The sequence below is a fragment of the Serratia aquatilis genome (genome assembly GCF_044865145.1).
GTDB lineage: Bacteria > Pseudomonadota > Gammaproteobacteria > Enterobacterales > Enterobacteriaceae > Chania > Chania aquatilis.
Genome location: NZ_CP173186.1, coordinates 2226910 through 2251655, shown reverse-complemented (window position 1 = coordinate 2251655; position 24746 = coordinate 2226910). Strand labels below are relative to the sequence as shown.

General features: G+C 49.9%; 24 protein-coding genes and 1 riboswitch. Of the genes, 12 read left to right on the top strand and 12 right to left on the bottom strand.

The window, feature by feature from the left end:
* Positions 1-12: 12 nt before the first annotated feature.
* Together pip and SAQUA_RS09990 are read right to left on the bottom strand one after the other, a co-directional pair.
* Positions 13-966: a prolyl aminopeptidase gene (gene pip / locus SAQUA_RS09995; protein ID WP_380673103.1), complete on the bottom strand. Its 954-nt coding sequence runs from the start codon at positions 964-966 to the stop codon at positions 13-15.
* Positions 967-1076: 110 nt separating this feature from the next.
* Entirely contained in the window at positions 1077-1514 is a 438-nt protein-coding gene (locus SAQUA_RS09990; RefSeq protein ID WP_380673101.1) for a TraR/DksA C4-type zinc finger protein, read from the bottom strand.
* A 469-nt stretch (positions 1515-1983) separates the two neighbouring features.
* Between SAQUA_RS09990 and exoX the strand changes: the two genes are divergently transcribed.
* The gene (gene exoX, locus SAQUA_RS09985) at positions 1984-2652 is read left to right on the top strand and encodes an exodeoxyribonuclease X (protein WP_380673099.1); all 669 of its coding nucleotides are present in this window, start codon (positions 1984-1986) and stop codon (positions 2650-2652) included.
* Between the two features lie 32 nt (positions 2653-2684).
* On the opposite strand, the gene SAQUA_RS09980 is transcribed toward exoX, so the two are convergent.
* From SAQUA_RS09980 to dbpA, 5 genes are all read right to left on the bottom strand, one after another.
* Positions 2685-4718 carry a S9 family peptidase gene (locus SAQUA_RS09980; protein WP_380673097.1) on the bottom strand — a complete coding sequence of 678 codons (2034 nt, stop codon included), beginning with the start codon at positions 4716-4718 and terminating at the stop codon, positions 2685-2687.
* A gap of 71 nt (positions 4719-4789) precedes the next feature.
* On the bottom strand, positions 4790-5440 hold the full coding sequence (locus SAQUA_RS09975) for a tellurite resistance TerB family protein (RefSeq protein ID WP_380673095.1): 651 nt from the start codon (positions 5438-5440) through the stop codon (positions 4790-4792).
* A gap of 228 nt (positions 5441-5668) precedes the next feature.
* Complete coding sequence (yqfB, locus tag SAQUA_RS09970) at positions 5669-5977, bottom strand: N(4)-acetylcytidine aminohydrolase (protein ID WP_380673093.1); 309 nt, start codon at positions 5975-5977, stop codon at positions 5669-5671.
* Between the two features lie 222 nt (positions 5978-6199).
* A complete protein-coding gene (locus SAQUA_RS09965) occupies positions 6200-6523 on the bottom strand; it encodes a YebG family protein (protein ID WP_380673091.1) in 324 nt (107 codons plus the stop codon).
* An 84-nt stretch (positions 6524-6607) separates the two neighbouring features.
* A complete protein-coding gene (dbpA, locus tag SAQUA_RS09960) occupies positions 6608-7990 on the bottom strand; it encodes an ATP-dependent RNA helicase DbpA (protein ID WP_380673089.1) in 1383 nt (460 codons plus the stop codon).
* 192 nt (positions 7991-8182) lie between these two features.
* Here dbpA and purT point away from each other — a divergent pair, with 192 nt between their 5' ends.
* Positions 8183-9361, top strand: coding sequence for a formate-dependent phosphoribosylglycinamide formyltransferase (purT, locus tag SAQUA_RS09955; protein WP_380673087.1), 1179 nt, complete (start codon positions 8183-8185; stop codon positions 9359-9361).
* Positions 9362-9397: 36 nt separating this feature from the next.
* Here purT and SAQUA_RS09950 read toward each other — a convergent pair whose 3' ends face one another.
* On the bottom strand, positions 9398-9643 hold the full coding sequence (locus SAQUA_RS09950) for a YoaH family protein (protein ID WP_380673085.1): 246 nt from the start codon (positions 9641-9643) through the stop codon (positions 9398-9400).
* A 201-nt stretch (positions 9644-9844) separates the two neighbouring features.
* On the opposite strand from SAQUA_RS09950, the gene pabB reads away from it, so the two are divergent.
* From pabB to SAQUA_RS09930, 4 genes are all read left to right on the top strand, one after another.
* Positions 9845-11218, top strand: coding sequence for an aminodeoxychorismate synthase component 1 (gene pabB, locus SAQUA_RS09945; RefSeq protein ID WP_380673083.1), 1374 nt, complete (start codon positions 9845-9847; stop codon positions 11216-11218).
* On the top strand, positions 11215-11793 hold the full coding sequence (locus SAQUA_RS09940; protein ID WP_380673081.1) for a CoA pyrophosphatase: 579 nt from the start codon (positions 11215-11217) through the stop codon (positions 11791-11793). The genes pabB and SAQUA_RS09940 overlap by 4 nt, the downstream gene beginning before the upstream one ends.
* A gap of 417 nt (positions 11794-12210) precedes the next feature.
* The gene (sdaA, locus tag SAQUA_RS09935) at positions 12211-13575 is read left to right on the top strand and encodes an L-serine ammonia-lyase (RefSeq protein WP_380673079.1); all 1365 of its coding nucleotides are present in this window, start codon (positions 12211-12213) and stop codon (positions 13573-13575) included.
* A 538-nt stretch (positions 13576-14113) separates the two neighbouring features.
* Positions 14114-15733 (top strand): EAL domain-containing protein, encoded by a 1620-nt coding sequence (locus tag SAQUA_RS09930; protein WP_380673077.1) that lies wholly within the window; start codon positions 14114-14116, stop codon positions 15731-15733.
* Between the two features lie 5 nt (positions 15734-15738).
* Here SAQUA_RS09930 and SAQUA_RS09925 read toward each other — a convergent pair whose 3' ends face one another.
* A complete protein-coding gene (locus SAQUA_RS09925; protein WP_380673075.1) occupies positions 15739-17286 on the bottom strand; it encodes a TerC family protein in 1548 nt (515 codons plus the stop codon).
* Between the two features lie 565 nt (positions 17287-17851).
* On the opposite strand from SAQUA_RS09925, the gene manX reads away from it, so the two are divergent.
* From manX to mntP, 5 genes are all read left to right on the top strand, one after another.
* A complete protein-coding gene (gene manX / locus SAQUA_RS09920) occupies positions 17852-18823 on the top strand; it encodes a PTS mannose transporter subunit IIAB (RefSeq protein ID WP_380673073.1) in 972 nt (323 codons plus the stop codon).
* Positions 18824-18877: 54 nt separating this feature from the next.
* The gene (locus tag SAQUA_RS09915; protein WP_380673071.1) at positions 18878-19678 is read left to right on the top strand and encodes a PTS mannose/fructose/sorbose transporter subunit IIC; all 801 of its coding nucleotides are present in this window, start codon (positions 18878-18880) and stop codon (positions 19676-19678) included.
* Between the two features lie 15 nt (positions 19679-19693).
* Positions 19694-20536: a PTS mannose transporter subunit IID gene (locus SAQUA_RS09910; protein WP_380673069.1), complete on the top strand. Its 843-nt coding sequence runs from the start codon at positions 19694-19696 to the stop codon at positions 20534-20536.
* A 53-nt stretch (positions 20537-20589) separates the two neighbouring features.
* Positions 20590-21048, top strand: a complete 459-nt coding sequence (locus SAQUA_RS09905; protein ID WP_380673067.1) for a DUF986 family protein — start codon at positions 20590-20592, stop codon at positions 21046-21048.
* A 217-nt stretch (positions 21049-21265) separates the two neighbouring features.
* A riboswitch (yybP-ykoY riboswitch) is annotated at positions 21266-21446 on the top strand.
* 12 nt (positions 21447-21458) lie between these two features.
* Positions 21459-22028, top strand: a complete 570-nt coding sequence (mntP, locus tag SAQUA_RS09900) for a manganese efflux pump MntP (RefSeq protein WP_380673065.1) — start codon at positions 21459-21461, stop codon at positions 22026-22028.
* Positions 22029-22066: 38 nt separating this feature from the next.
* Here the strand turns inward: mntP and rlmA are convergent, their stop codons facing one another.
* The gene (gene rlmA, locus SAQUA_RS09895) at positions 22067-22885 is read right to left on the bottom strand and encodes a 23S rRNA (guanine(745)-N(1))-methyltransferase (protein WP_380673063.1); all 819 of its coding nucleotides are present in this window, start codon (positions 22883-22885) and stop codon (positions 22067-22069) included.
* A 477-nt stretch (positions 22886-23362) separates the two neighbouring features.
* On the opposite strand from rlmA, the gene SAQUA_RS09890 reads away from it, so the two are divergent.
* On the top strand, positions 23363-24076 hold the full coding sequence (locus SAQUA_RS09890; RefSeq protein WP_380673061.1) for a polyphenol oxidase family protein: 714 nt from the start codon (positions 23363-23365) through the stop codon (positions 24074-24076).
* 64 nt (positions 24077-24140) lie between these two features.
* Here the strand turns inward: SAQUA_RS09890 and cspE are convergent, their stop codons facing one another.
* On the bottom strand, positions 24141-24350 hold the full coding sequence (gene cspE / locus SAQUA_RS09885) for a transcription antiterminator/RNA stability regulator CspE (RefSeq protein WP_002221949.1): 210 nt from the start codon (positions 24348-24350) through the stop codon (positions 24141-24143).
* Positions 24351-24391: 41 nt separating this feature from the next.
* The gene (locus tag SAQUA_RS09880) at positions 24392-24508 is read right to left on the bottom strand and encodes a DUF2627 domain-containing protein (RefSeq protein ID WP_002211058.1); all 117 of its coding nucleotides are present in this window, start codon (positions 24506-24508) and stop codon (positions 24392-24394) included.
* Between the last annotated feature and the right edge of the window lie 238 nt (positions 24509-24746).

The following is a 24746-nucleotide window of genomic DNA, read 5'->3' as shown; positions in this document are numbered from 1 at the left end:
GCAGGCTTTGGATTATTTGCACGCAAAGCGGTCAGTAGCCAGCATCAAGTGATGCAGGATCCCAGGTTCATCTGTTGAGTGCCCTGCCCCTTCAACAATATACAATTCAGCTTCCGGCCAGGCTTTGGCCAGATCCCACGCATTCTGCACCTGGCAAGCCATATCGTAGCGGCCATGAACAATCACGGCGGGAATGTGGCGTATCCGCGGAACATTTCTCAGCAACTGATCGTCACTCTCCAAAAAACCCAGATGAGTAAAGTAGTGGTTTTCAATTCGAGCGAAGGCTAACGCGAAGTCATCCTCACCAAAGGAAGCAGAAGAACCATTTGGTAAAAGCGTTACCGTTTCCCCTTCCCATAGACTCCATAGTTTAGCAGCTTCGAGTTGCACGTTCAGATCAGGTGACGTAAGGCGCCGACGGTAAGCTGCTATAACGTCCTGCCGCTCCTCCGCCGAAAGAATCGATATCACTTTTTCCCATTTATCGGGGAAAAAACGTGATGCCCCATCCTGATAGTACCAACTGAGTTCCTGCTTGCGCAGTGTGAAAATACCCCGCAGCACCATCTCACTAACATACTGGGGATGCGTCTGCGCATAAGCCAAAGCCAGCGTAGATCCCCATGAACCACCAAAGACCAACCACTTATCAACACCAGCCAGCTTACGCAATCTTTCGATGTCTTCTACCAAATGCCACGTAGTATTGTTTTCCAGGCTGGCATGAGGCTTAGAGCGACCACAGCCACGTTGATCAAACAGCAGCACTTTATAGCGTTTGGGGTCAAAAAGTTGGCGGTGATAAGGTGCGATACCACCGCCAGGTCCACCATGAATAAACACCGCAGGTTTACCGCTCGGGTTACCACTCAATTCCCAGTAGATCCGATGACCATCCCCTGTATCCAGCCATCCACTGTCATATGCTGCAAGGGGTGGGTACAAACCTCTTAATTGCTCCATGGCGCTTCCATCTCAGTGAGTGATTCATTCATCAAAGCTGAAGCGGCCCATCAGGTCAACGGTAAAACGATAAAACCTGCACATATGCCAAGATGTTAGCACGCGTTTGCTTAAAATGACGTCGACTTGCTTTTTCGCAAATGGGGTTCCCGCATTTCTTGCGCCGTTTTGGCCTCAATACTCAACTCAGCAGTGGGGCGTAATAACAGACGCGCCAGTCCTATTGGCTCACCAGTTTCAAGGCAGTAGCCGTAGTCACCATTTTCAAGACGGGCCAATGCGGCCGTTACCTTCGGCAACAAGCGACTTTCTCGGTCCAATTGGCGGAACAGCAATCGCAGATCTTCCTCCCGTGCAGCCTTGTCGGCTTCATCACCGCTTATATCGCCGCTATTGATGTCACGTTTCAGTAGCTCGACGTGCTGCCAGAGTTTTTGTTGTTCTTCAAACAAGCGCTGACGAAAAAATGCCCGCTGCTCATCATTCATATAATCAGATTCAGGCATCGCCAGCAGTTGCTGCTCACTTAACAACGTTAATACTGTCATGGGACTCTCCGACATAAAAATTTGTTATACAGTAACATTTATCCCTGTTAAAATGTTAATAATAAACAATCATTGAATTAACAATGCATTAGCACCAATGCCGTTATTGAAGCTTGCATATAGTTGGCTCAGAGGGGTTAATAGACAGGCAATCGACCCAATCATAGATAACTGAGAGGCCATCATGAGTAAGGGAATGGATAGCAAGAAAAATGCGAAGAAGAAGCCGTTGAAAACACCAGCAGAGAAACGCGCAAACAAACGCGCCAAAAAAGGGCAAACGTCTGGTGAGTAGACAGACTTCTAACCTTAGTTGAACCCGCCGAGGCGGGTTTTTTGTTGCCCGCAAAGGCCTATTGGCTTCACCAAAGTGCCTATCTTGACTGCTTGCGCCTGTTAATAGCATGCGAGAGTTACTAGCGGTATATTAACGGCTGTGATCAAAGTAAAGCCGTTGGCAGAGAGCACCATGATATTACGTGTTATAGATACGGAAACCTGCGGATTAGAAGGCGGAGTGGTAGAAGTGGCCTCTGTTGATGTGATCGACGGGCAAATAACCAACCCTATGAGCGACTTGATAAGCCCAGATAGGCCGATCGGCCTGGATGCCATGGCGATACACCATATAACTGAACAAATGGTCGAAGGTAAGCCACGCATCGCTGTGGCCATTGGCCGTTATCAAGGCAGTGAATACTATGTGGCACACAATGCTGCTTTTGACCGCGGTGTACTACCTGAAATGATGGGTGCCTGGATTTGCACCGTTAAGTTGGCACGCACGCTTTACCCGGAAATCAAATATGGCAATCAATACCTGCGCTATGCACTGAATCTGGATGTACAACTGCCTGCGGATACTACGCTTTACCCACACCGTGCACTGTATGATTGTTATGTTACTGCGGCATTGTTGCAGCGCATTATGCATGATTCCGGCTGGACGCCTGAACAGATGGTACAGATAACCGAACAGCCAGTGTTGCTAAAAACATTTAAGTTCGGTAAATACCGTGGGCAAAAAATTGAGCGTATAGCGCAGGAAGATCCGGGCTATTTACGTTGGATGCTGAAATCCATCGACGACCTTAGCCCGGATATGAAACACACGCTAACGTATTATCTGATTGGCTAATGGCACGGGCAGTGGCCTACCCGCGCTCTTAACTACTCGGCCAAGGAAAGAATAAACGCGTACTCCAGCGCAATATCCTCATAGGCTTTGAAACGACCGGACTTGCCGCCGTGTCCCGCATCCATGTCGGTATGCAAAAGCAGTTTATGATCGTCCGTTTTCAGCTCACGCAGTTTCGCCACCCATTTGGCAGGTTCCCAGTATTGAACCTGCGAATCATGTAGCCCGGTAGTCACCAGCATATGTGGATAGTCCTGAGCCTTAACCTGATCATAGGGGCTGTACTGTTTGATATAGTCGTAGTAAACCTTGTCGTTCGGATTACCCCATTCATCGTACTCACCGGTTGTCAGCGGAATAGACTCATCTAGCATGGTGGTCAACACATCAACAAAAGGTACCTGAGCCACAATCCCCTTAAACAATTGTGGTGCCTGATTGATCACCGCCCCCATCAGTAAACCACCTGCACTTCCCCCCATAGCAAATACACGCTGCGCATCACCATAGCCCTGTTCAACCAGTGTTTGGGTCACGTCAATAAAATCATTGAAGGTATTCTGTTTTTTTAATAACTTGCCGTCTTCATACCAAAGCTGGCCCAACTCAGCGCCACCACGGATATGCGCCAATGCGAAGACAACGCCACGATCCAAAAGGCTAAGACGGCTGGCACTGAATGCCGGATCCATACTGCTGCCATAAGAACCATAGGCGTAAACCATCAACGGATTCACCCCTCGAACAAAACTATCGGTTCGATAAACCAATGACACCGGTATCTCTTCACCGTCGCGCGCTTTCACCCAAACACGCTCGCTACGATAGTCTTCCGCCGTGAAATTTTTCACTTCTTGCTGCTTGAGTTGCTCACGCTCACCGCTATCCAGGTTTAATTCATATAGCGTTGTTGGCGTTGTCATCGACGAATAACCGTAACGTAGTAGCGCAGTTTCCGGATCGGGATTATAAGCCAGCCATGTCACATAAGTAGGATCGTCAAAGGCGATACTTTTTTCTTCACCGCTATGCCAATGAATTTGACGTAGCCGTGTCAGTCCAGCAATACGTTCTTCCACCACCAGCCAGTCGCGAAAAAGGCTAAACCCTTCAAGCATGACGTCGGTCCGCGGCGCGATCAGTTCTTTCCATTGCGTCTCATCAGCTAGTTGGCATTGATACAAGCCAAAGTTCTTGCCGTTTTTGTTCGAGCGAATATAGAAATACTGGTGGTAGTGATCGATGGCGTATTCGTGATCTTTACGACGCGGGACAAACATCTGGGGCAAACTATCGGCTCGGTTTGCATCTAATAGAAGAATTTCCGATGTCGTCGTGCTGCTAAGGTGGATCAGGATAAATTGCTCAGATGTGGTCTTTTCAAGGCTGACATAGAAGGTATCATCCTGCTCTTCATAAATGAGCACGTCCTGTTTCGGATCGCTCCCAATGACGTGCCGGTAGACCTGATAGGGAAGCAGTGTCTTGGCATGCTTACGGACATAATAAACGGTAGCTGAGTCATTCGCCCATTCAAAATTGCCAGAAGTATTTTCCAGCACTTCTCCCGCCCAGCTATCATTCACGAGGTCTTTGAAGCGGATTTCGTATTGACGACGCGACAGAAAATCTTCTGCGACAGCGAGAAGTTGGTTATCCGGGCTAACCTCCAGGCCACCAAGCGTATAAAACTCATGCCCTTCGGCGCGCGAATTGCCATCAAGCAAGGTTTCCCATTGCTCACTGGAGGCTTCAGGTTGACGTACATACGCCGCATATTCGTTGCCAGGTTCATAGCGGGTCTGATATCGAAAACCTCGCTTGACGTAAGGCACTGAGTGCTCTTGCTGCGGAATGCGCGCTACCATTTCCTGATACAGGGCTTCACGCAGCGGTTGTTGCTCGCTTAACTGTGCCTCTGTGTAGGCATTCTCGGCCTGAAGATAGTGCAATATTTCGGGATCTGCGCGCTCGTCATCACGCAACCAGTAATAGTCATCCACACGGGTATCACCGTGAATGGTGATCGGATAAGGTCGTTTTTCAGCCTTGGGAGGTGTCATCATTGCTAAATCATCCGCATACATTGATTAAGGCAAGAGTGACACGAACCCCGTTAGGTTAACAAGCTACCTAGCTATAGCAATTGATGTTTTTTCTCATTAACGCCACTTTCAATTCCTTGTCTTACATCCATCGGGATTTTCAACGACAGCGCCAGAGCATCGAGATAGCTACGTTCCATAAAATGGTCAATATCAATGACCAGGCAACTCAGGTAATACACCTCTAGCGCCTCATCTTCATTCTTCACGCTTTGTGCAATCAGTTCAGGGTTCAGCGGCTGTTCTATGGCTTGCTGTACCCACGTTTGAGCCTCGCTCCCCAACTGCAATTGTTCAAGACTATGGTCAATTGCGCGTTTTTCATCAGCATCTATATGACCATCGCTCTTTGCTGCAAACACTAATGCTTGCACCAGACGTTTGGCACGCAAATCAACTGGCGAGCTCTGCTCAACAAATTGCGGTTCTTGCTGCTCTTCTCTGACACGTTGCTTGTACTTATTCCACAGTACGGCGCCTATCGCTGCACTGCCGCCAATGATCAGTGCATTCTTGCCATATTTGCCTACAATCTTGCGAGAGGATTTATTTGCCAACAAAACACCGACCAAGCCTCCTAACGCAGTGGGCGCCAACAACTTCGCTATACCTTCAGTACCGCCCATCGAACCGGCTTTATCACCGAGCACGGATTGGATCTGTTGCAACCAGTTACTTTTCATTGCCACCTCTTAAACAGTTGAGATTGGGGCCAACAAGCTTATGCGGCCAGATTAACGGACGTGATTCAGATTATGAGATTATTTGTAAATCAGTGTATGAAAGATGAAAATTATTGTCGCTGAGATCAAAGGCCGGGCCCCACGGCATCGACCTTGGCAACATTGCGGTGAAACAATTATGAATGCAGGGGCATTTCTGGATTTCAAGTCATGTTCGACAATAAGGCATTAGCGTTTGCTGAAATCAATAACAAACAATTCTTTCAACCCAGGGTAAATTTCTTCTATGACCTGCTTCAACTCGTTGAGGGTCATGTTTTCTTGCCGCGCATGTTCTTCAGTTAACGCATCAAGATGTACCGGCATTACCGACTTGACCTCGATATAACAGAAAAACACACCGTCTTCGTTACGGCTGACGCGTAATACTTCACCCGGCTCGAAATGAGATTCACTGGCGTCACGGATAGTGATGGTTTTACGCCCAGCCAGAATATCTTGCTCAAAGCGGCTGAAAAAAGTGATTTCACGGGACATTACCTCTCCTTATATAACAATCTGCTATACCCTTCATACTTCAAGTTGCATGGGTGTTGGCATCATCCGTTCGCACCAGTCACATAGTGAGCTATGCTCCTGGCGACTCTCAGACTTGCCGCCTACATGCAACTCGAATTATTTTGGGTATATACCCAAGTGACTTCAAGTTGCTGGAGCAAAAATTGCCTGCAACTTGAAACCCATTGAGTATGCAACGGCTCAGGCTGCCTGCTCTCCAGACTCAGCGTCTTCTTCCGGGGTGGGAGCCGTTTTATCAGTTTTGCTTTTAACCGGCTTTTTTACCGTTTCTTGTGGAGCGGCACCGCGCAAGATCTGAGATAGCACGTCTTTATGTTCGGCCAGGAAAAGGCTTAGCCCTTCACGCTGTTCTTCTTCCAACGTAACAGGTGCTTGCTGCAACCACTCGCCCAGGCTATCAGCCAGGTCAAGCATTTTGTCGTAGGCATCGGCTTCTTTCTTATTTGCGAAAGTCATTTTTTCCTCACCGTTTCTGACCACTACATATTTAACTTCAACAGTCATGAACGTTTCCTCAAAGGTGATAATACTGTAGTTTTATACAGTATAAAGTACTTCCAAGCCGAGCTGCAAGCAATCCATAACTTATTATTTCAATAACCTTACCTTGCAGCTCTTACCTTTTATCTTTCCCTGCTGAAGCTGTTGCAATGCCTTGCGCGCACTGGCTTTGCGGATGGCCACATAAGCGTGTACCGGGAACATGTCGATCTTCCCCACTTCTGCCGCAGTCAGCCCAGCATCTCCGGTCAATGCACCAAGAATATCGCCTGGGCGAATTTTTGCCTTCCGGCCACCGTCAATGCACAGCGTGACCATTTCCGCTTCAAGGGGGGTGTTTGGTGCACCGCTCAATTCAGACACCGGTACCCACTTCGCGGTCATCTGCAAATAGTCCTCAAGGGCATGAACACGTACCATTTCCTGTGGCGTACACAGGCTGATGGCCAGCCCATTCAAACCAGCACGCCCCGTGCGACCAATGCGGTGAACATGCACTTCCGGATCAAACGACAGTTCGTAGTTGACCACTAACGCCAACTCTTTGATGTCAAGCCCACGAGCAGCAACATCGGTCGCCACCAGTACACGGCAACTCCGATTGGCAAAACGCACCAATACCTGGTCCCTATCACGCTGTTCCAGATCGCCGTGAAGCGCCAACACGCTGATGTCACGACTTTCGAGCGCTTCAAACACGCTCTGACAGTCACGCTTGGTGTTACAAAATACCACGCAGGAGGAAGGCTGATAGTGACGCAGTGCCGCAACCAGAAGTGCAGGACGTTGATCGCGCGTGGTTTCATAGAAACGCTGCTCGATATTGGTTTGATCATCCCCCTCCTCGACTTCTACATTCAGCGGTTCACGCTGCACCCGGGCACTGATGCGTTCGATCCCAGCCGGATAAGTGGCAGAAAACAGCAAAGTCTGGCGCGTGGGTGGCGTATAGCTGATCACGTCATCGATGTCGTCCGCGAAGCCCATATCCAGCATGCGGTCGGCCTCATCAAGCACCAGCACATTCAGTTCATCCAGTACCAGGGTTTTCTTGCGCAAATGCTCCTGCACGCGGCCTGGCGTCCCCACAACGATATGGGGAGCATGCACCAGGGAGTCGAGCTGTGGCCCAACCGGCTGGCCACCACAAAGGGTCAATATCTTGATGTTCTGCGTAAAGCGGGCAAGGCGGCGCAACTCTTTGCTTACCTGGTCGGCCAGTTCACGCGTCGGGCACAGGATCAGCGCCTGTGTGGCCACTTGGGTAACATTGATTTTATCCAGCAGGCCAATGCCAAACGCCGCTGTCTTACCGCTGCCGGTTTTCGCTTTGGCACGCACGTCTTGCCCTTTCAGTATGGCGGGCAGCGCGGCGGCCTGTACCGGCGTCATTTCGGCGTACCCCAGTTCGTTGAGGTTGGCCAACTGTTCGGCTGGCAGTGGCAGGGAAGAAAAGGAAACTGTGCTCACGGCAATGACTCTTATATGGCAAGTGGAAAGGTGGCGCGGCCATTGGGCAGGCGCCGGATCTGGCGCCGATGATAACAGATTTCTGTTCACACCTCGATTTAAGTACTGCCAGCTGCACACGCAATCGTTTTCGCATATACTGCGCACTCGTTGTCAGACCGAATTAACTCTTTCAGAATCAGGTACGAAACTATGTTAACGATTGGAACCGCCCTGCGCCCTTCCGCCACGCGTGTCATGCTGCTCGGTTCAGGTGAACTGGGTAAAGAAGTTGCTATCGAATGCCAGCGTTTAGGATTGGAAGTAATTGCCGTGGATCGTTATGCCGACGCCCCTGCCATGCATGTTGCACACCGCTGCCATGTTATCAATATGCTGGATGGCGATGCCCTGAAGGCCCTGATCGAACAGGAACGTCCCGACTACATCGTGCCAGAAATTGAAGCCATCGCAACCAACATGCTGGTTGAGCTGGAAAAGCAAGGTCACCGTGTCGTGCCATGCGCCGAGGCTACGCGTCTTACTATGAATCGTGAAGGTATTCGTCGTCTGGCTGCCGAAACCCTGGGGCTGCCTACTTCAAGCTATCGTTTTGCCGATAACGAAGAGAACTTCCGACAAGCTGCGGCAGAAATTGGTTATCCGTGTATCGTCAAACCTGTCATGAGTTCGTCAGGCAAGGGGCAAAGCCTGATCCGTGAAGAACATCAGTTGAGTTCCTCTTGGCATTACGCGCAGCAGGGTGGTCGCGCCGGGGGGGGGCGAGTGATTGTTGAAGGATTGGTGAAATTTGATTTCGAGATCACTCTGCTGACGATCAAAGCCGTTGATGGCATCCATTTCTGCGCCCCCATCGGCCATCGTCAGGAAGACGGTGACTACCGCGAATCCTGGCAGCCGCAACAGATGTCTGAATTAGCGCTTGGCCGCGCACAGGAAATCGCAGAAAAAGTCGTCAATGCCTTAGGCGGGTTGGGTTTGTTCGGTGTAGAGCTGTTTGTCTGCGGCGATGAGGTGATTTTCAGTGAAGTTTCTCCACGCCCGCACGATACCGGGATGGTCACGCTGATTTCACAGGATTTGTCGGAGTTCGCACTGCATGTTCGCGCTTTCCTCGGGTTACCAATCAACGCTATCCGCCAATTTGGGCCTTCCGCTTCTGCGGTGATCCTGCCAGAACTCACCAGCAATAACGTGCGTTTCAGCGCACTAGACGCCGCTCTGCAAGGTTACAATCAGGTACGCTTATTCGGCAAACCAGACATCAGTGGCAAACGCCGCCTAGGCGTTGCACTGGCTACCGCAACAGATGTAGAACAAGCGGTCACGTTAGCAAAGCAGGCCGCCGCTGCCGTCAAAGTGCAGGGATAACATTCTCGAGGGACGGCATGCCGTCCCTCGACAACATCAATAATTTTCGTCGTCTTCCGAATCTTCGTCCAGGTACTCTGTTGGTTCTTCCTGATCTTCCTGTTCATCCTCTTCATCATCGAACAAGGCAGTCACTTGATCGCCTTGATGTTTCTCACGAATTTCCTGCGCGACGAGCGCGATGGCTTCACCACTGCTCATCCCCTGTTCCATAAGATGATGAATACGTTCAGCAGCTTCCTGCTGTTCTTCGTGGCTCAGTGACGGCATACCTGCAAGCATGTGTTTCTCCCCAGTAAAGGTGGACGCGGATTATACGCTCTAAACCCGTGGACCCCAACGTCTGTTGTCTTACCACCTGCAACTCGTCAATATTTTCGTGCCGTATTGAACTTGCTTCTTTCTCTGCGGGCTGCGTCTGCGCACGTAATATGGCAGAATAGCCGCCCAACATCGCTGTTTCAGTCAGGTTTTTTGATAATCATGAGTGCCTCCACGCCAAATATTAAATCTTTACCTTATACTCGTACTGCTGTGTTGGAGCTGTTTGCCCCGTTGGCGCAAAGCCCTTGGGCTATGTTGCTGCATTCAGGATTTGCCGAGCATTCCCATAGCCGCTTCGATATCCTAGTGGCAGAACCACGCATCACGCTGACAACTTGCTGTTCCGATACCGAAATTCAGCGCAATGATCTCCGGCATTGTTCACAGGATGATCCTTTCCTATTGTTGCAACAACAACTCGATGCCATGAACTTATCCCCATTATCGAATAGCGATCTGCCTTTCCAGGGTGGAGCGCTCGGGCTATTCGGTTATGACTTGGGCAGACGAGTAGAAAAACTCCCGCAACGCGCTCAGGCAGATATCAAGCTGCCGGATATGGCCGTGGGGATTTACGATTGGGCATTGATCGCCGATCATCAGCGAGAAACGCTGACACTGCTCAGTTATGACGATGTTGAACAGCGTTGGCAGTGGCTTAACCAGCAACAAGCCCAGCAGGTTAAAGCCTTTAGCTTGACCGGCAACTGGCAGGCGAACATGACGCGCCAGCAATATGGTGAGAAATTCCGCCGTATCCAGGAATATCTTCTCAGCGGCGACTGCTATCAGATCAATTTGGCCCAACGCTTTTCCGCCCCATATCAAGGGAACGAGTGGCAGGCATTCCTTCAACTCAGTGCCAGCAACCGCGCACCGTTCTCGGCTTTCCTGCGCTTTGCACAAAACTGTGTGCTGAGCGTATCGCCGGAACGGTTCCTGTGGTTGGAAAACCAGCAGATCCAAACCCGGCCGATAAAAGGCACTCTGCCGCGCCTTGCCGATGCCAACCTGGATGCTGAGCAGGCAGAGAAACTTGCCAACTCGGCGAAAGATCGGGCCGAGAACCTAATGATCGTTGATTTGTTGCGTAATGATATAGGCCGAGTCGCGCAACCTGGCAGCGTGCGTGTTCCCGACCTGTTTAAGGTCGAACCATTTCCGGCAGTGCATCACCTGGTAAGTACCATTACGGCGACGCTTCCCAGTGCTACACCCGCTACTGAACTTTTGCGCGCCTGCTTCCCAGGGGGTTCAATCACAGGGGCACCCAAAGTACGTGCCATGGAGATTATTGAGGAGCTTGAACCGCAACGACGCAACGCCTATTGCGGCAGCATTGGCTATATCAGTTTCTGCGGTACCATGGATACCAATATCACCATACGAACCCTAACCACCGAAGATGGACACATTTTCTGTTCAGCTGGCGGCGGGATCGTAGCCGACAGTCAGGAACAGGCCGAATATCAGGAAACATTTGATAAGTTGGGCCGTATCTTGCCGCAATTGGGGGAGTTTACCGTTTCGTGAGCCATCAGTCTTACCCACCTTCGCTGGCTGATTTTATCAGCCGTTTTCAGTTACAGTTGCCACAGGCTGCGCAGCTCTCTTATAACGTCCGCCCGGCGGCGGTACTGATCCCGATTATCTGCAGGCCGGAACCTACCTTGCTGCTTACTCGTCGGGCCGATTCATTGCGTAAGCATGCAGGGCAGGTCGCCTTCCCTGGAGGAAAAACCGATCATGACGACCTTTCGCCAATCGCGACGGCCCTACGGGAAGCGCAGGAGGAGGTAGCCATTCCTGCGCATGCGGTAAAAATACTCGGTCAACTGGCACCACTAGACAGTAATACCGGTTTCAAGGTCACGCCTGTCGTGGGTTTGATCCCGGCAGATATCGAATTTCACGCCAATGAAGATGAAGTTGCTGAAGTATTTGAAATGCCGCTGTATGAAGCGCTTTCGCTCTCACGTTATTACCCATTGGATATACACCGCAGTGGTCACACGCATCGACTTTATCTTTCCTGGTATCAGAGCCAGTTTGTTTGGGGGCTTACCGCAGCAATTATCCGGCGGCTCGCACAACAGGTGAGTATTTAATTGTGACATTCATCACATTACTCCCCGGAGCAATGGCCTATTTATGTGTTAAGCGATCGTTATCACTTAACAGAAATGCTTTTTCACCTACCTTTCTTGCAATCAGTCTTTTAAAAAACTGAAATCTCTCTCTTCAACATTACTAAATACCTGTAAAATACCTTGACCCGGAATAAACCGCTAACGCTATAGGGTTAAATCCAGCGCTGCTTACCGGTATGGTGACAGATTGCCACCATAGGAACTGGGTCGATTTAAAGCACCTTGGATTGCCTCTTTTTGGCACTATCCAGAGCATAAGTTGTACCACGAATTTTTTCATGCGAAAAAAGCCACAGGGCTCTTTTACGCCATTGCAGTACCCTGCGCATCTTCAACGCGCAGTCATAACAATATGTCTCTTTTAAGGAGTTTAGCGTGATTAGCATTTTCGACATGTTTAAGATCGGCATCGGCCCATCGAGTTCTCATACGGTAGGACCAATGAAAGCCGGTAAACAGTTTGTCGACGATCTGGTACATGAAGGCCTACTGTCTTCTGTCACGCGTGTTGCCGTTGACGTATATGGCTCACTTTCATTGACCGGTAAAGGCCACCACACTGACATTGCCATCATTCTCGGCTTGGCTGGCAACATGCCGGATACTGTCGATATCGACGGTATTCCTGCGTTCATTCGCGATGTTGAGCAACGCCAGCGCCTAATGCTGGCCAGTGGGCGACATGAAGTCGACTTCCCTCGCGACGGCGGCATGGTTTTCCGTAGCGACAATCTGCCACTGCACGAAAACGGCATGCAAATCCACGCTTTTGCCGGGGATAAGCAAATTTACACTAAGACCTATTACTCAATAGGTGGCGGATTTATCGTTGATGAGGAACACTTCGGCAAAGCAGATAGTAGTGAGGTCATTGTCCCCTATCCCTTCCATTCTGCGAGCGAGATGTTGGCAAACTGCCGTACTACCGGTCTTTCCTTGTCCGGGATGGTGATGCAAAACGAACTGGCACTGCACAGCAAGCAGGAAATCGAAACTTATTTCAGTGACATTTGGCAAACCATGCGTGCCTGTATCGATCGTGGCCTGAATACCGAAGGCGTCCTGCCGGGGCCACTGCGAGTACCGCGCCGCGCTTCGGCATTGCGTCGCCTGTTGGTCTCCTCTGATAAATTGTCTAATGACCCAATGAATGTGATCGACTGGGTCAATATGTTCGCACTCGCAGTAAATGAAGAAAACGCCGCGGGTGGCCGCGTGGTTACCGCACCAACAAACGGTGCCTGCGGGATCGTTCCTGCTGTATTGGCGTATTACGATCACTTTATCGAATCCGTCAGCCCAGACATTTACATTCGCTACTTTATGGCATGCGGTGCTATCGGGGCATTATATAAGATGAATGCCTCTATCTCTGGCGCTGAAGTTGGCTGCCAGGGCGAAGTGGGCGTTGCTTGCTCGATGGCCGCAGCGGGTCTGGCAGAACTGTTAGGCGGTAGTCCTGAGCAGGTTTGCATAGCCGCTGAGATCGGTATGGAACATAATCTGGGCCTGACCTGCGACCCGGTAGCTGGCCAGGTGCAAGTTCCCTGTATCGAACGCAATGCAATCGCATCCGTGAAAGCGATCAATTCAGCGCGTATGGCATTGCGACGTACCAGTGAACCACGTGTGTCTTTGGATAAAGTGATCGAAACCATGTACGAAACCGGCAAAGATATGAACGCTAAATACCGTGAAACATCACGCGGTGGTCTGGCGATTAAAGTCCAATGTGACTGATCAGCGTATAACCCTGACGAAGCCCGGCCTTCCTGGCAGGGCTCAGACTGCTGACAAACCCCGTTATTAGGGAGAGCGTGCCGATGGGGTCGTAACGGCGTAAGCCGTCGGAGCGCCCCTCGGTGCGCTAGGCCCGGGTATCTCGGGTCAGAAGGCGACTTTGTCATCAACCTCAGCCCTGCCTTCCTGGCAGGGCTTTCTTTTTGTGATCCAGCGTTTGCAGAATGGCCTTATAGGTGTCTGTTTTTTGTTCAGTCAGTCAACGATTTTCTTCCTGAAATAGGCCGATTGAAATAGTTTATTGAATTACGGTAATTTTCTGAATGGATAGTCTAGAATTAGACTGCAATCGTATAGCAGGATTTTATACTCTAAATAATTCGAGTTGCAGGAAGGCGGCAACGCAACGAACCCCCAGGAGCTTGCTCAAGTAAGTAACTGGGGTAAGTGAGGAAAGCCAACGCACATGCAACTTGAAGTATGACGAGTATAGCCTGAAACTCGATTTTGGCTATTTGGCTGAACAAGGACTTATTTGATGGTGATGACCCAACTTGCCGCTTCGAATTATCGTTTTTACCGTTGGCTTATTGCCGGTGCAGTTGGGATAGCTATTTTATTGACTTCACTGTATACCCGTTATTATCAGGAGGTCAGCAAAACTGAGCAGAACCAGCGAGTCTTGGCGGCTCGCATCACTAACAAGCTTAATGAGCTACTTTTACCTGCGGAGCAACAAACCGCTGACACTTTGCCGCTGGTCGGGCAACCTTGCGAATCCGTAATGCCCACGCTGCGTTATCGTGCCGCACAAAATCAGGCTTTGCGCGCTATTCTGCTGGTGAAAAATGGGACAATCTATTGTTCCAGTCTGTTTGGCCAGCGTAATTTTGTTTTTTCCAACTTTTTCCCGACGCTGGTCAATGACAAAGTACAAATGGAGCTTCATCCTTCACTGGTAGTAGCAAAAGGGACTCCTACACTGGTGCTGTGGACTCCGTTGGACAAGCAAGAGAGCAGCAGTGGCGTACTGAATGTTTTCAATATCGGGCTGTTAGCCAACTTCCTGCTTGAACCTCAGGAACCTTTCGCCCACAGGGTAGTTTTAAACATCGGTGAACGCAGCCTGGAATACGGCCAAAAGGAAATTACCCCCACCTCTGCTCAATCGGAAAACCTGCAATACACCGCCCAGTCGGCCAAGTATCCCTTTTCTATATCGCTTTATGGCCCGAATGCCACTGATTTGGCACTTGCAGCTTTACCACACCATATTCCCCTGGCCCTGATGCTGAGCCTACTGGCGGCTTATGTGGTGTATCTGAGTACAGCCAACCGGATGAGCATGACTTACTCTATCAGCCACGCCATCGCCCATCACGAGTTTCGCGTTTACTGCCAGCCGATTATTAATAGTGAGAATGGCCGCTGTGCGGGTGTCGAGACTTTACTGCGGTGGAAGAACAAGCGCCAAGGCTGGATTTCCCCCGACGTGTTTATTCCCTTAGCTGAGCAGCATGATCTCATCATTCCGTTGACGCGTTATCTGATGACGACAGTAGTAGAAAACCTTAACTTGTTCCCGCAACGCCCTTCGTTTTATATCAGCATTAACGTTGCTGCAGAGCATTTCAACACCGTCAGCATTATTGATGATATTCGCCACATCTGGTTGCCAGCAGAACCAATGGCGTCATTGATGTTAGAACTGACTGAGCGTACTGCGTTATCGGAAGTTCAGCATGAACAGCTTAAAACGCTGAAAGAGATGGGCATCATGCTGGCGATTGATGACTTTGGTACCGGGCACAGTTCGCTGAGTTACTTGAAAAAGCTCAGCCCTGACGTATTGAAAATAGACCATGGCTTTACCGCGGCAATTGGTACCGACGCAATCAACGCTACCGTGACCGATACCATTATCACGCTGGCACAGCGCCTGAAACTCAAGCTGGTTGCAGAAGGGGTTGAAACAGAAGAACAGGCAGAGTATCTGCGTTTACGCAAGGTCAATGCGCTGCAAGGTTACTACTTCGCCAAACCGATGCCTATTGATGTGTTTCCATCTTGGCTACAACAATATGAGAGCCGCCTACGGGCTACCGGTCAGCAAACCAAACCGGAAGCGGGAAGGCCGAAGGCGAATCCTTCGGCCTAAGCTAGTTACTCGTCCTGATCGTAGGGCGATATCACTTTGCTGATGCTGACCAACTCGATGCGATAATCAGAGACGGCAAGGATCTCAAAGCGTAGTGAGTTAAGCTCGATCACATCCCCCACCGTTGGCATGTGGCCTGAATGAGAGAGCAGGAAACCCGCAAGGGAAGCGTAATCCTCTGTCGGGCTGACCAGATCGTCACAGTTCAACGCCTGTTCCAACGAGTGCAGATCTGCGCCGCCTTGGACCAGCCAGCGGCCATCTTCTGCGACAATATCGGGCGTTTCATCCTCATCAGGGAATTCTCCTGCGATAGCCTCCAATACATCTAGCGGTGTTACCAACCCCTGTACTACACCAAACTCGTTGGTCACCACCACCAAACGGCCCTTAGCTCGGCGTAATACCGCCAGCAGTTTGATCACATCCATGGTTTCCGGCACCACCAGTGGCGGAGTCAGGGCGGCAAACTCAGCAATGTTCACTCCCCGATCCAACGCGACCAAGAGATCCTTGGCGCGCACTACACCAATGATTTCATCCAGCTCATCGCGGCACACCGGGAACAGGCTGTGAGGCGTATCCAGCAGTTGCTCGCGCACTTCGTCACGGGAGCGTTCGCAGTCAACCCAGGAAATCTCTGTTCGCGGAGTCATTACGCTACGCAACGTTCGGGAAGCCAGTGTCAGCACACCACTGATCATATAGCGTTCCTCTTCAGCAAAGGTTTCCTTCACTTTACGCGGAGTATTATCGTCAACCTGCGGTTGCGCATGCGGTTGCCCCATCAGACGCATGATAGCTTCAGCCGTTCGCTCACGCATTGGACGGCGTGCTTCATGCTTGATGTAGTTGCGCCGCGCGATCTGGTTAAAAGATTCGATAAGGATCGAGAAACCAATGGCCGCGTATAGATAACCTTTAGGTATGTGTATACCAAAGCCTTCAGCAATCAAGCTCAGGCCGATCATCAACAGGAAGCTCAGGCAGAGTACGACAATGGTCGGATGTGCGTTTACGAAGTTGGTCAGCGGCTTGGAAGCCAGCAACATCACGGCCATAGCAATCACTACCGCAGCCATCATGACCGGTAAATCATTCACCATACCCACGGCGGTGATTACCGCGTCGAGCGAGAAGACCGCATCAAGAATAACAATCTGTACTACCACCGCCCAGAATTTGGCATAGCCTCTGTTGGCACCCTCCTGATGGGTATTCCCTTCCAGCCGTTCGTGTAATTCCATTGTGGCTTTGAACAGCAGGAATATTCCCCCCAACAGCAGGATCAGATCGCGGCCAGAGAAGCTGAAATCAGCAACGCTAAACAGAGGTTTGGTCAGCGTGACCATCCACGAAATCACCGAAAGCAAGCCAAGGCGCATAAACAAAGCCAACGACAAACCGATGACACGCGCTTTATCACGCTGTTTCGGGGGCAACTTGTCGGCCAGAATAGCGATAAACACCAGGTTATCGATGCCCAGTACGATCTCCAAAACCACCAGAGTCATTAACCCAGCCCAAATCGTGGGGTCCATTAAGATTTCCATGTCAGACTCCGGAAAAAAGAGAGGTTTGTTGAGCGATGCTCAAGCATAGAGGGATAAACGCAAAGGTTGTGCAAGCAAGAACAAGATGCAAACGGGATCGTAGTACCGGGAAACGGGCGGCAGCCCTGAAGATGTTTACCGCACCATGTGGTGGCGGGTGGAACGTTGGAAAACAGTAACTTCGGTGACAGTCCATAGGGAGGGCTGAGGCCCTTCACTCCTTACAAATAAAATAGGAGCGCACTTTAGCAGGAAATTATTCGGTGGTGAAGTAGCAATTTTTACCTTACGTATTATTTCGTAACATCGTTGTTGTTTAATTCCTCAAACAAACCTTCCGGGTAAATCGATCCGCTAATAGCTGAGCAAGGTCACAAAATTTATTCTTTCACTCAATAAAATAAATGCAGTCAATGCGCATGGACCCTTACCGGTTTTAAATCTACCAGATAAATGCTAGTTGTAATTTTCTTCTATCATAATTCACACAAACCGAGGAAATGACTACCAGGACGGTAACGAGAAAGACACAAATTGTGTCTTAAGTTTAACGAGGAGGTAGCGAGTGGCAATAGCTATTATCATCAGCACACACGGAACTGCGGCTGAACAATTGCTGAAAACAGCTGAGATGCTATTAGGTGAGCAAAGTAACGTCGCCTATATAGACTTTGTTCCCGGTGAAAATGCTGAAACATTAATCGAGAAATACAATGGGAAAATCGACCAACTTGATACCAGCAATGGTGTCCTGTTTCTGGTAGATACCTGGGGCGGCAGCCCGTTCAACGCGGCCAGCAGGATTGCCGTCGAAAAAGAGGGTTATGAGGTTATCACCGGGGTTAACGTTCCAATGCTGGTTGAAACCTTCATGGGCCGTGATGACAACCCCAGCCTCGACGAACTTGTCGCTATGGCGCTGGAAGCCGGGCGTGAAGGCGTGAAGGCGCTTAAAAAACCGGCGGAAAAGAGTATGACTCCGGTTACGCCACAAACTGCTCCAACACCGAGTGTTGCCGAGCCACAAGCGCCGCTCGGTGCCAATGATCGTATGAAGATTGGCCTGGCACGTATTGACGATCGCCTGATCCACGGCCAGGTAGCCACACGTTGGACCAAGGAGACCAACGTCAGCCGCATCATTGTTATCAGCGATGAAGTCGCTGCCGATCATGTCCGTAAAACCCTGCTGACCCAAGTTGCGCCACCGGGCGTTACCGCCCATGTTGTTGACGTGGCGAAAGCTATACGCGTCTGGAATAACCCAAAATATGCCGGTGAGCGCGTTATGTTGCTGTTCACCAACCCAACCGATGTCTGGCGGGTGGTTGAAGGTGGTATAGAGATTAAATCGGTGAATATCGGTGGTATGGCGTTCCGTCAGGGTAAAACGCAGGTTAACAACGCAGTATCTGTTGATGCAAAAGACATCGAAGCGTTTAAGAAATTAAACGACCGGGGTATTGAACTGGAAGTTCGCAAAGTCTCTTCCGATAGCCGGTTAAAAATGATGGATCTGATCAACAAGCTCAATTAATGGCCAACACCGTTAATTTCTCACTCACGTCTCTTTAGTTATAGGAGAAGTACAATGGAGATCTCCACTCTTCAGATTGTGCTGATATTTATCGTCGCATGCATTTCCGGTATGGGTTCCGTTCTGGATGAGTTCCAATTCCATCGTCCATTGGTCGCCTGTACGTTAATTGGCTTGATCCTCGGTGATATGAAAACCGGTATCATCATCGGTGGTACGTTGGAAATGATCGCGCTGGGCTGGATGAATATTGGGGCCGCAATGGCACCTGATGCCGCTCTGGCCTCTATTATCTCAACGATCCTGGTTATCGCAGGTGGGCAAAACATTGGGGCCGGTATTGCCTTGGCGATCCCACTGGCGGCGGCCGGTCAGGTGTTGACCATCATCGTCCGTACGGTGACCGTTGCCTTCCAGCATGCGGCTGACAGCGCTGCTGAACGCGGCAGCCTGACCGGCATTACCTGGATCCATATCCTGGCTTTGCTGCTGCAAGCCATGCGTATCGCGATCCCAGCCGTTATTGTTGCAATATCCGTTGGCACCGCAGGTGTTCACGCGCTGCTTAACTCTATTCCGGAAGTTGTCACCAGCGGTCTGAATATTGCCGGTGGCATGATTGTTGTGGTCGGTTACGCGATGGTCATCAACATGATGCGAGCCGGTTATCTGATGCCATTCTTCTACCTCGGCTTCGTTACCGCAGCCTTCACCAACTTTAACCTGGTTGCACTCGGCGTGATTGGTGCTGTGATGGCGGTGCTCTATATCCAACTGAGCCCAAAATACAACAAGTCTCAGGTTGTTCAGGCTGGCCCTGCCAATGCCAACGGCCTTGATAACGAACTGGACTAGGAATAGGTGAAAGAAATGGTTGATACTACAGCTCAAAAAAAATTGACAGCTGCCGACATTCGCGGCGTGTTTGTGCGTTCTAACCTGTTTCAGGGTTCGTGGAACTTCGAGCGTATGCAGGCATTGGGTTTCTGTTTCGCTATGGTTCCGGTGATCCGCCGTCTGTATCCGGAGAATAACGACGACCGTAAGCAAGCCATTAAACGTCATCTGGAGTTCTTCAATACCCACCCTTATGTCGCAGCCCCTGTACTTGGCGTTACCGCGGCCATGGAAGAACAGCGTGCCAATGGTGCCGCTATCGATGATGCCGCTATCAACGGTATCAAGGTTGGCCTGATGGGGCCGCTGGCTGGCGTCGGTGACCCGATTTTCTGGGGAACCGTGCGCCCGGTATTTGCCGCACTTGGGGCAGGTATTGCCATGAGCGGCAGTCTGCTCGGCCCAATTCTGTTCTTTGTTCTGTTTAACCTGGTTCGCCTGCTGGTACGTTACTACGGCGTAGCCTACGGTTATCGCAAAGGAGTTGATATCGTTGGTGATATGGGCGGTGGCTTCCTGCAGAAACTGACGGAAGGGGCGTCCATTCTCGGCCTGTTTGTCATGGGGGCCCTGGTTAACAAGTGGACGCACGTGAACATCCCGCTAGTGGTATCGAAAATTACCGACCAAACCGGCCACACTACGGTGACGACCGTCCAAACCATCCTTGACCAACTGATGCCAGGTTTGGTACCGCTGTTACTCACCTTTGGCTGTATGTGGCTACTGCGCAAAAAAGTCAATGCGCTATGGATCATCATCGGCTTCTTCGTTATCGGTATCGTGGGTTACTGGAGTGGTCTACTTGGCCTGTAATTTTCTCTGACAGCCGGGGGGGATACCCCCGGTTTTATTGATGGAGTGGTGAAATGTCGTTGACCGATGGCGTACTACTGATTTTTATTGTGCTGCTGCTGTTGTACGCGCTCTATGATGAATTTGGCATGGACCTGTTGAAAGGCAGAACGCTGTTGAAAATAAAGTTAAAGCGCAGCAATCGGCTTGACTGCCTGATCTTCGTCGGTTTGATCGTCATTCTGATCTACCAGAATGTTACCAGCCAAGGTGCCGCATTAACCACCTACCTTTTAATTTCCTTGGCATTGATTGCCATTTATATATCCTATATTCGCTGGCCAAAAATGCTGTTTAAATCTCGGGGTTTTTTCTATGCAAATACCTTTATAGAATATTCCCGCATTAGAACAATGAATTTATCTGAAGATGGTATCCTGGTTATAGATTTAGAACGGCGTAGATTATTCATCCAGGTTACACAGTTAGATAACCTGGAAGTAATTTATAAATTTTTCGTTGAAAATCAATAAAATAAGCAAAATTGAGAGTATCTTTATTTATAAAAATAATAGTTTTGGATAATATTTAAGCAATACTCTTTATTTCCTTGGTTATTATTTCCGCAGTCATGCTGCTATTATCACCGTATTATCCTTAAGAATAGCATTGAATAAAAATAATTCTCAATTTCATAAAGAAGACTAGAATAAATAATGGTTGTACCCGGTTAAAATAGTATGTTACTGTTTCGCCGTTATTGGGGAGTAGCCGGTTTCTGGTGAATGAAAATCAGAAACGTCCGTATCAACATACTCGTTTCTAATCTGAAACGTGGTGCGGATAGCCATAGAGGTTGGCGAGACCATAGACACGTAACGCCGTCGTAAGGTTGGGGGGTGGGTTACGTGTATATGGAGCCGCCCGGCCGAGACTATTCAACATGAACCTTTCTGCAACACTCATCCTGGCTTTTGGCATGTCCCTAGACGCATTTGCTGCATCTGTGGGTAAAGGTGCCGCGCTGCATAAACCTCGTTTTCGTGAAGCTATTCGTACCGGCCTGATCTTTGGCATCATCGAAGCCATTACTCCGCTTATCGGCTGGAGCATCGGGTTGTTTGCCAGCCAATACATCATGGAATGGGATCACTGGGTTGCCTTCAGCCTGTTATTTATACTTGGCATGCGCATGATCGTTGAAGGTACGAAAAACAACCCGGAAGAAAGCCGGCAAGTTAAGCGTCACGGCTTCTGGGTACTGGTAGCAACTGCAATCGCAACCAGTCTTGATGCCATGGCTATCGGTGTCGGGTTAGCCTTCCTGCAGGTTAATATTGTTCATACTGCGATGGCGATCGGTTGTGCCACCATGATTATGGCCACGCTCGGCATGATGATTGGCCGTTTTATCGGCCCTATCTTGGGTAAACGCGCAGAAATCCTTGGCGGCGTAGTGTTAATCGGCATAGGCGCTAATATTCTGCTTGAGCACTTAGGCTATATTGCCTGATCTTTCCCGCTGAGAAAGCCAGCCAATGGCAGGCTTTCCTACTTGTATCGGCGGTGCAAACGAATCACAAAATCTGTCTCACAGGCAAAAGCTGTCTCGGTCGCCAAACTGTTGTGCACCTCCAAAGAGGCGCGCCAAGCAAATGGTGTCATCTGTAATAAATTGGCCGCCTGTTCTCCCGGCAACGACATAGGGTAAGCCAGTTGTTCGGTCATTTCGCTGGTAAATCCCTCCAGTTGTTCGGTGTCTTCCGCGTGTAACTTAACCTCCTGGTAAACAATTTCTTTTAACTGGTAAAGATGCCTTGGCCCTGGCGATACCGTTAATACTAAACCGCCAGGCTTGACCACCCGCGCCAGCTCTTCAGCTTTACAAGGTGCATAAATACGTAACACAGCATCGAGAGAAGCGTCGGCAAACGGCAGCCGATGGCTGGATGCCACACAGAATGAGACTTTGGGGTAACGTTTTGCCGCCAGGCGAATGGCCCCTTTAGCAACATCCAGGCCGTATACGGCTACCCTCCTTGATCGAAAAAGCTGTTCCGCCACCGCTGCAGTGTAATAACCTTCTCCGCAACCAATATCCAGCAAAGCTTGTGCCTCAGCAGGGACCACTTCGGTCAATAAGTTAGCTACCCGCTGTTGCAGCGGCTGATAATACCCACCATCAAGAAATGCACGGCGTGCGAGCATCATCTCTGCACTATCTCCCGGCTGTTTGGAACGCTTGTACTGCACGGGCATTAAATTGACATAACCCTCTTTGGCTTGGTCGAATTGATGGTTATTTTCACAACGCCATTGCAGGCTGACGAAATTAAGCGGTTGATGGCACAGTGGGCACTGATAAGACATGGCTTTGATCCCAGAGAGTTACGGCGTTGGGTAGTCTAAAGAAGGCACCTGTTCGATGCAAGGCAACGGTTTAGCCTCCAATACGTAAAAGTGCCGAGGAGCATTTAATCTGCGACAGCACCACAGATAATTAAGCAGTACAAACTAGGCTGTGTCCCTTAATTGCCCGTGGTGCCGTCGCAGACCCAAAAGCCCGTTATCAAGGCGGAGGGTGAAGGGCAGAGTGGCCCTCTGTTCAAGCCCGACAACACAGAGAACGGGCTTTTGGGGCGCGACCCTTCGGGCTGGGGCCATTTGCGCGCATTGCGGCGTTGTTCGCCGCTTATTTGGTCCACCAAACCTCGCGGCTCACGCCTTGCCCTGTGCGCAAATGACCGCCAGCGGCGCTCGCGTGCAATTAAGGGACACAGCCTAGCTAATAGGTTAAAATTCTGGCTAAACTAGCAACCACTCTAAGATGCTGGCAAAAGACGTTTTATGACCGACTACTCTCCGCTGTTAAGCTCCATCCCAGGGATCATTCATGGTTTTGGTGATAAAAACGCCCTGTTACCGTTACCCTTGCAGCCTTATCGAGCCACTCTCGCCAACAAGAAGCAGGTACATGGAACACGTATTGTCGACATTGACCAACCTGTACAGTATTGCGGAGAAGCCGATGGTTTCTTTACCCGCCAACCGGGGATACTGATCGCAGTGCTAACTGCGGATTGTCTGCCAGTGATTTTCAGCCGTAAAGATGGTAGTGCGGTCGGCGCGGTACATGCCGGTTGGCGAGGCCTGCTGGATGGTATTCTTGAGGAAATGGCGCAGAGGATAAATCAGGAGGACAGTACCGAAAACTGGGTCGTTTCTATCGGGGCTGCAGCGGGCGCGTGCTGTTATGAGGTTAACGAAGAACTGGTCACGCACTTTAAGCAGTTGCTGCCCTACCCTGCAGAAACCATTAGCCCAACCCATCGCCATCTGGATCTAGCTGCTATCGCACAACACAAGCTCAACGGCCTGGGGTTCGCCGCAGTTGATCAGGCAGGAACCTGTACCATCTGTACCCCAAATAGCAACCCTGAGCTACCCCAGCGTTTTAAATACACCAGTTATCGTCGCAACAGCCATCGTCGTAAACAAGACCCCAGCCATCCGAGTATTAAAGGCCGCAATCAGCATTCAGGGATCGTGATAACTGGCTAAATCCCGCCAATCGCAAAAACGAAAAACCCGCCTGAAGGCGGGTTTTTTGTACAGCCGATACTGATTAGATCGCTGTAACGTTTACTGCAGATGGACCTTTCTGGCCATCTTGGATTTCGAATTCTACGTTCTGGCCTTCAGCCAGGGTTTTGAAGCCGTTACCCTGGATTGCAGAGAAGTGTACGAACACGTCTTTGCTGCCATCAGCTGGGGTGATGAAACCGAAACCTTTAGACTCATTGAACCACTTAACTTGACCTTTGATCTTTGCCATCTTGAGTATTTCCTTTGGATTGTTTAAACCGCCCGGAGGCGTTACATAGACAAACTAGAGTCGTTACTGCTTGAGGCACTAAGATAAGGATCGGCAGAGAAGCGGTATTCAACGCTAACGTCTTTACTCAGAACTTCTTTACTGAAAATGCCACACATATACAGAACTGTACCTCGTTTTACCCAAGTGCGTTATCACATACTCTGTAAAGTATGGCAAGCCATTTTTAATCACTGATGGACGTGTCGCACATATTTGAAACGGTCGACAGCAATAAATGGTTAAATAGGGTAAAAGTGGTTGAAGGCTTAGCTATTTTCTGCTTTGTAAAGAAGTTGCTCTGTACTCCGCATGGGTGCTGAATTTTAACAATTCTTTCAAACCCACAGACAATGT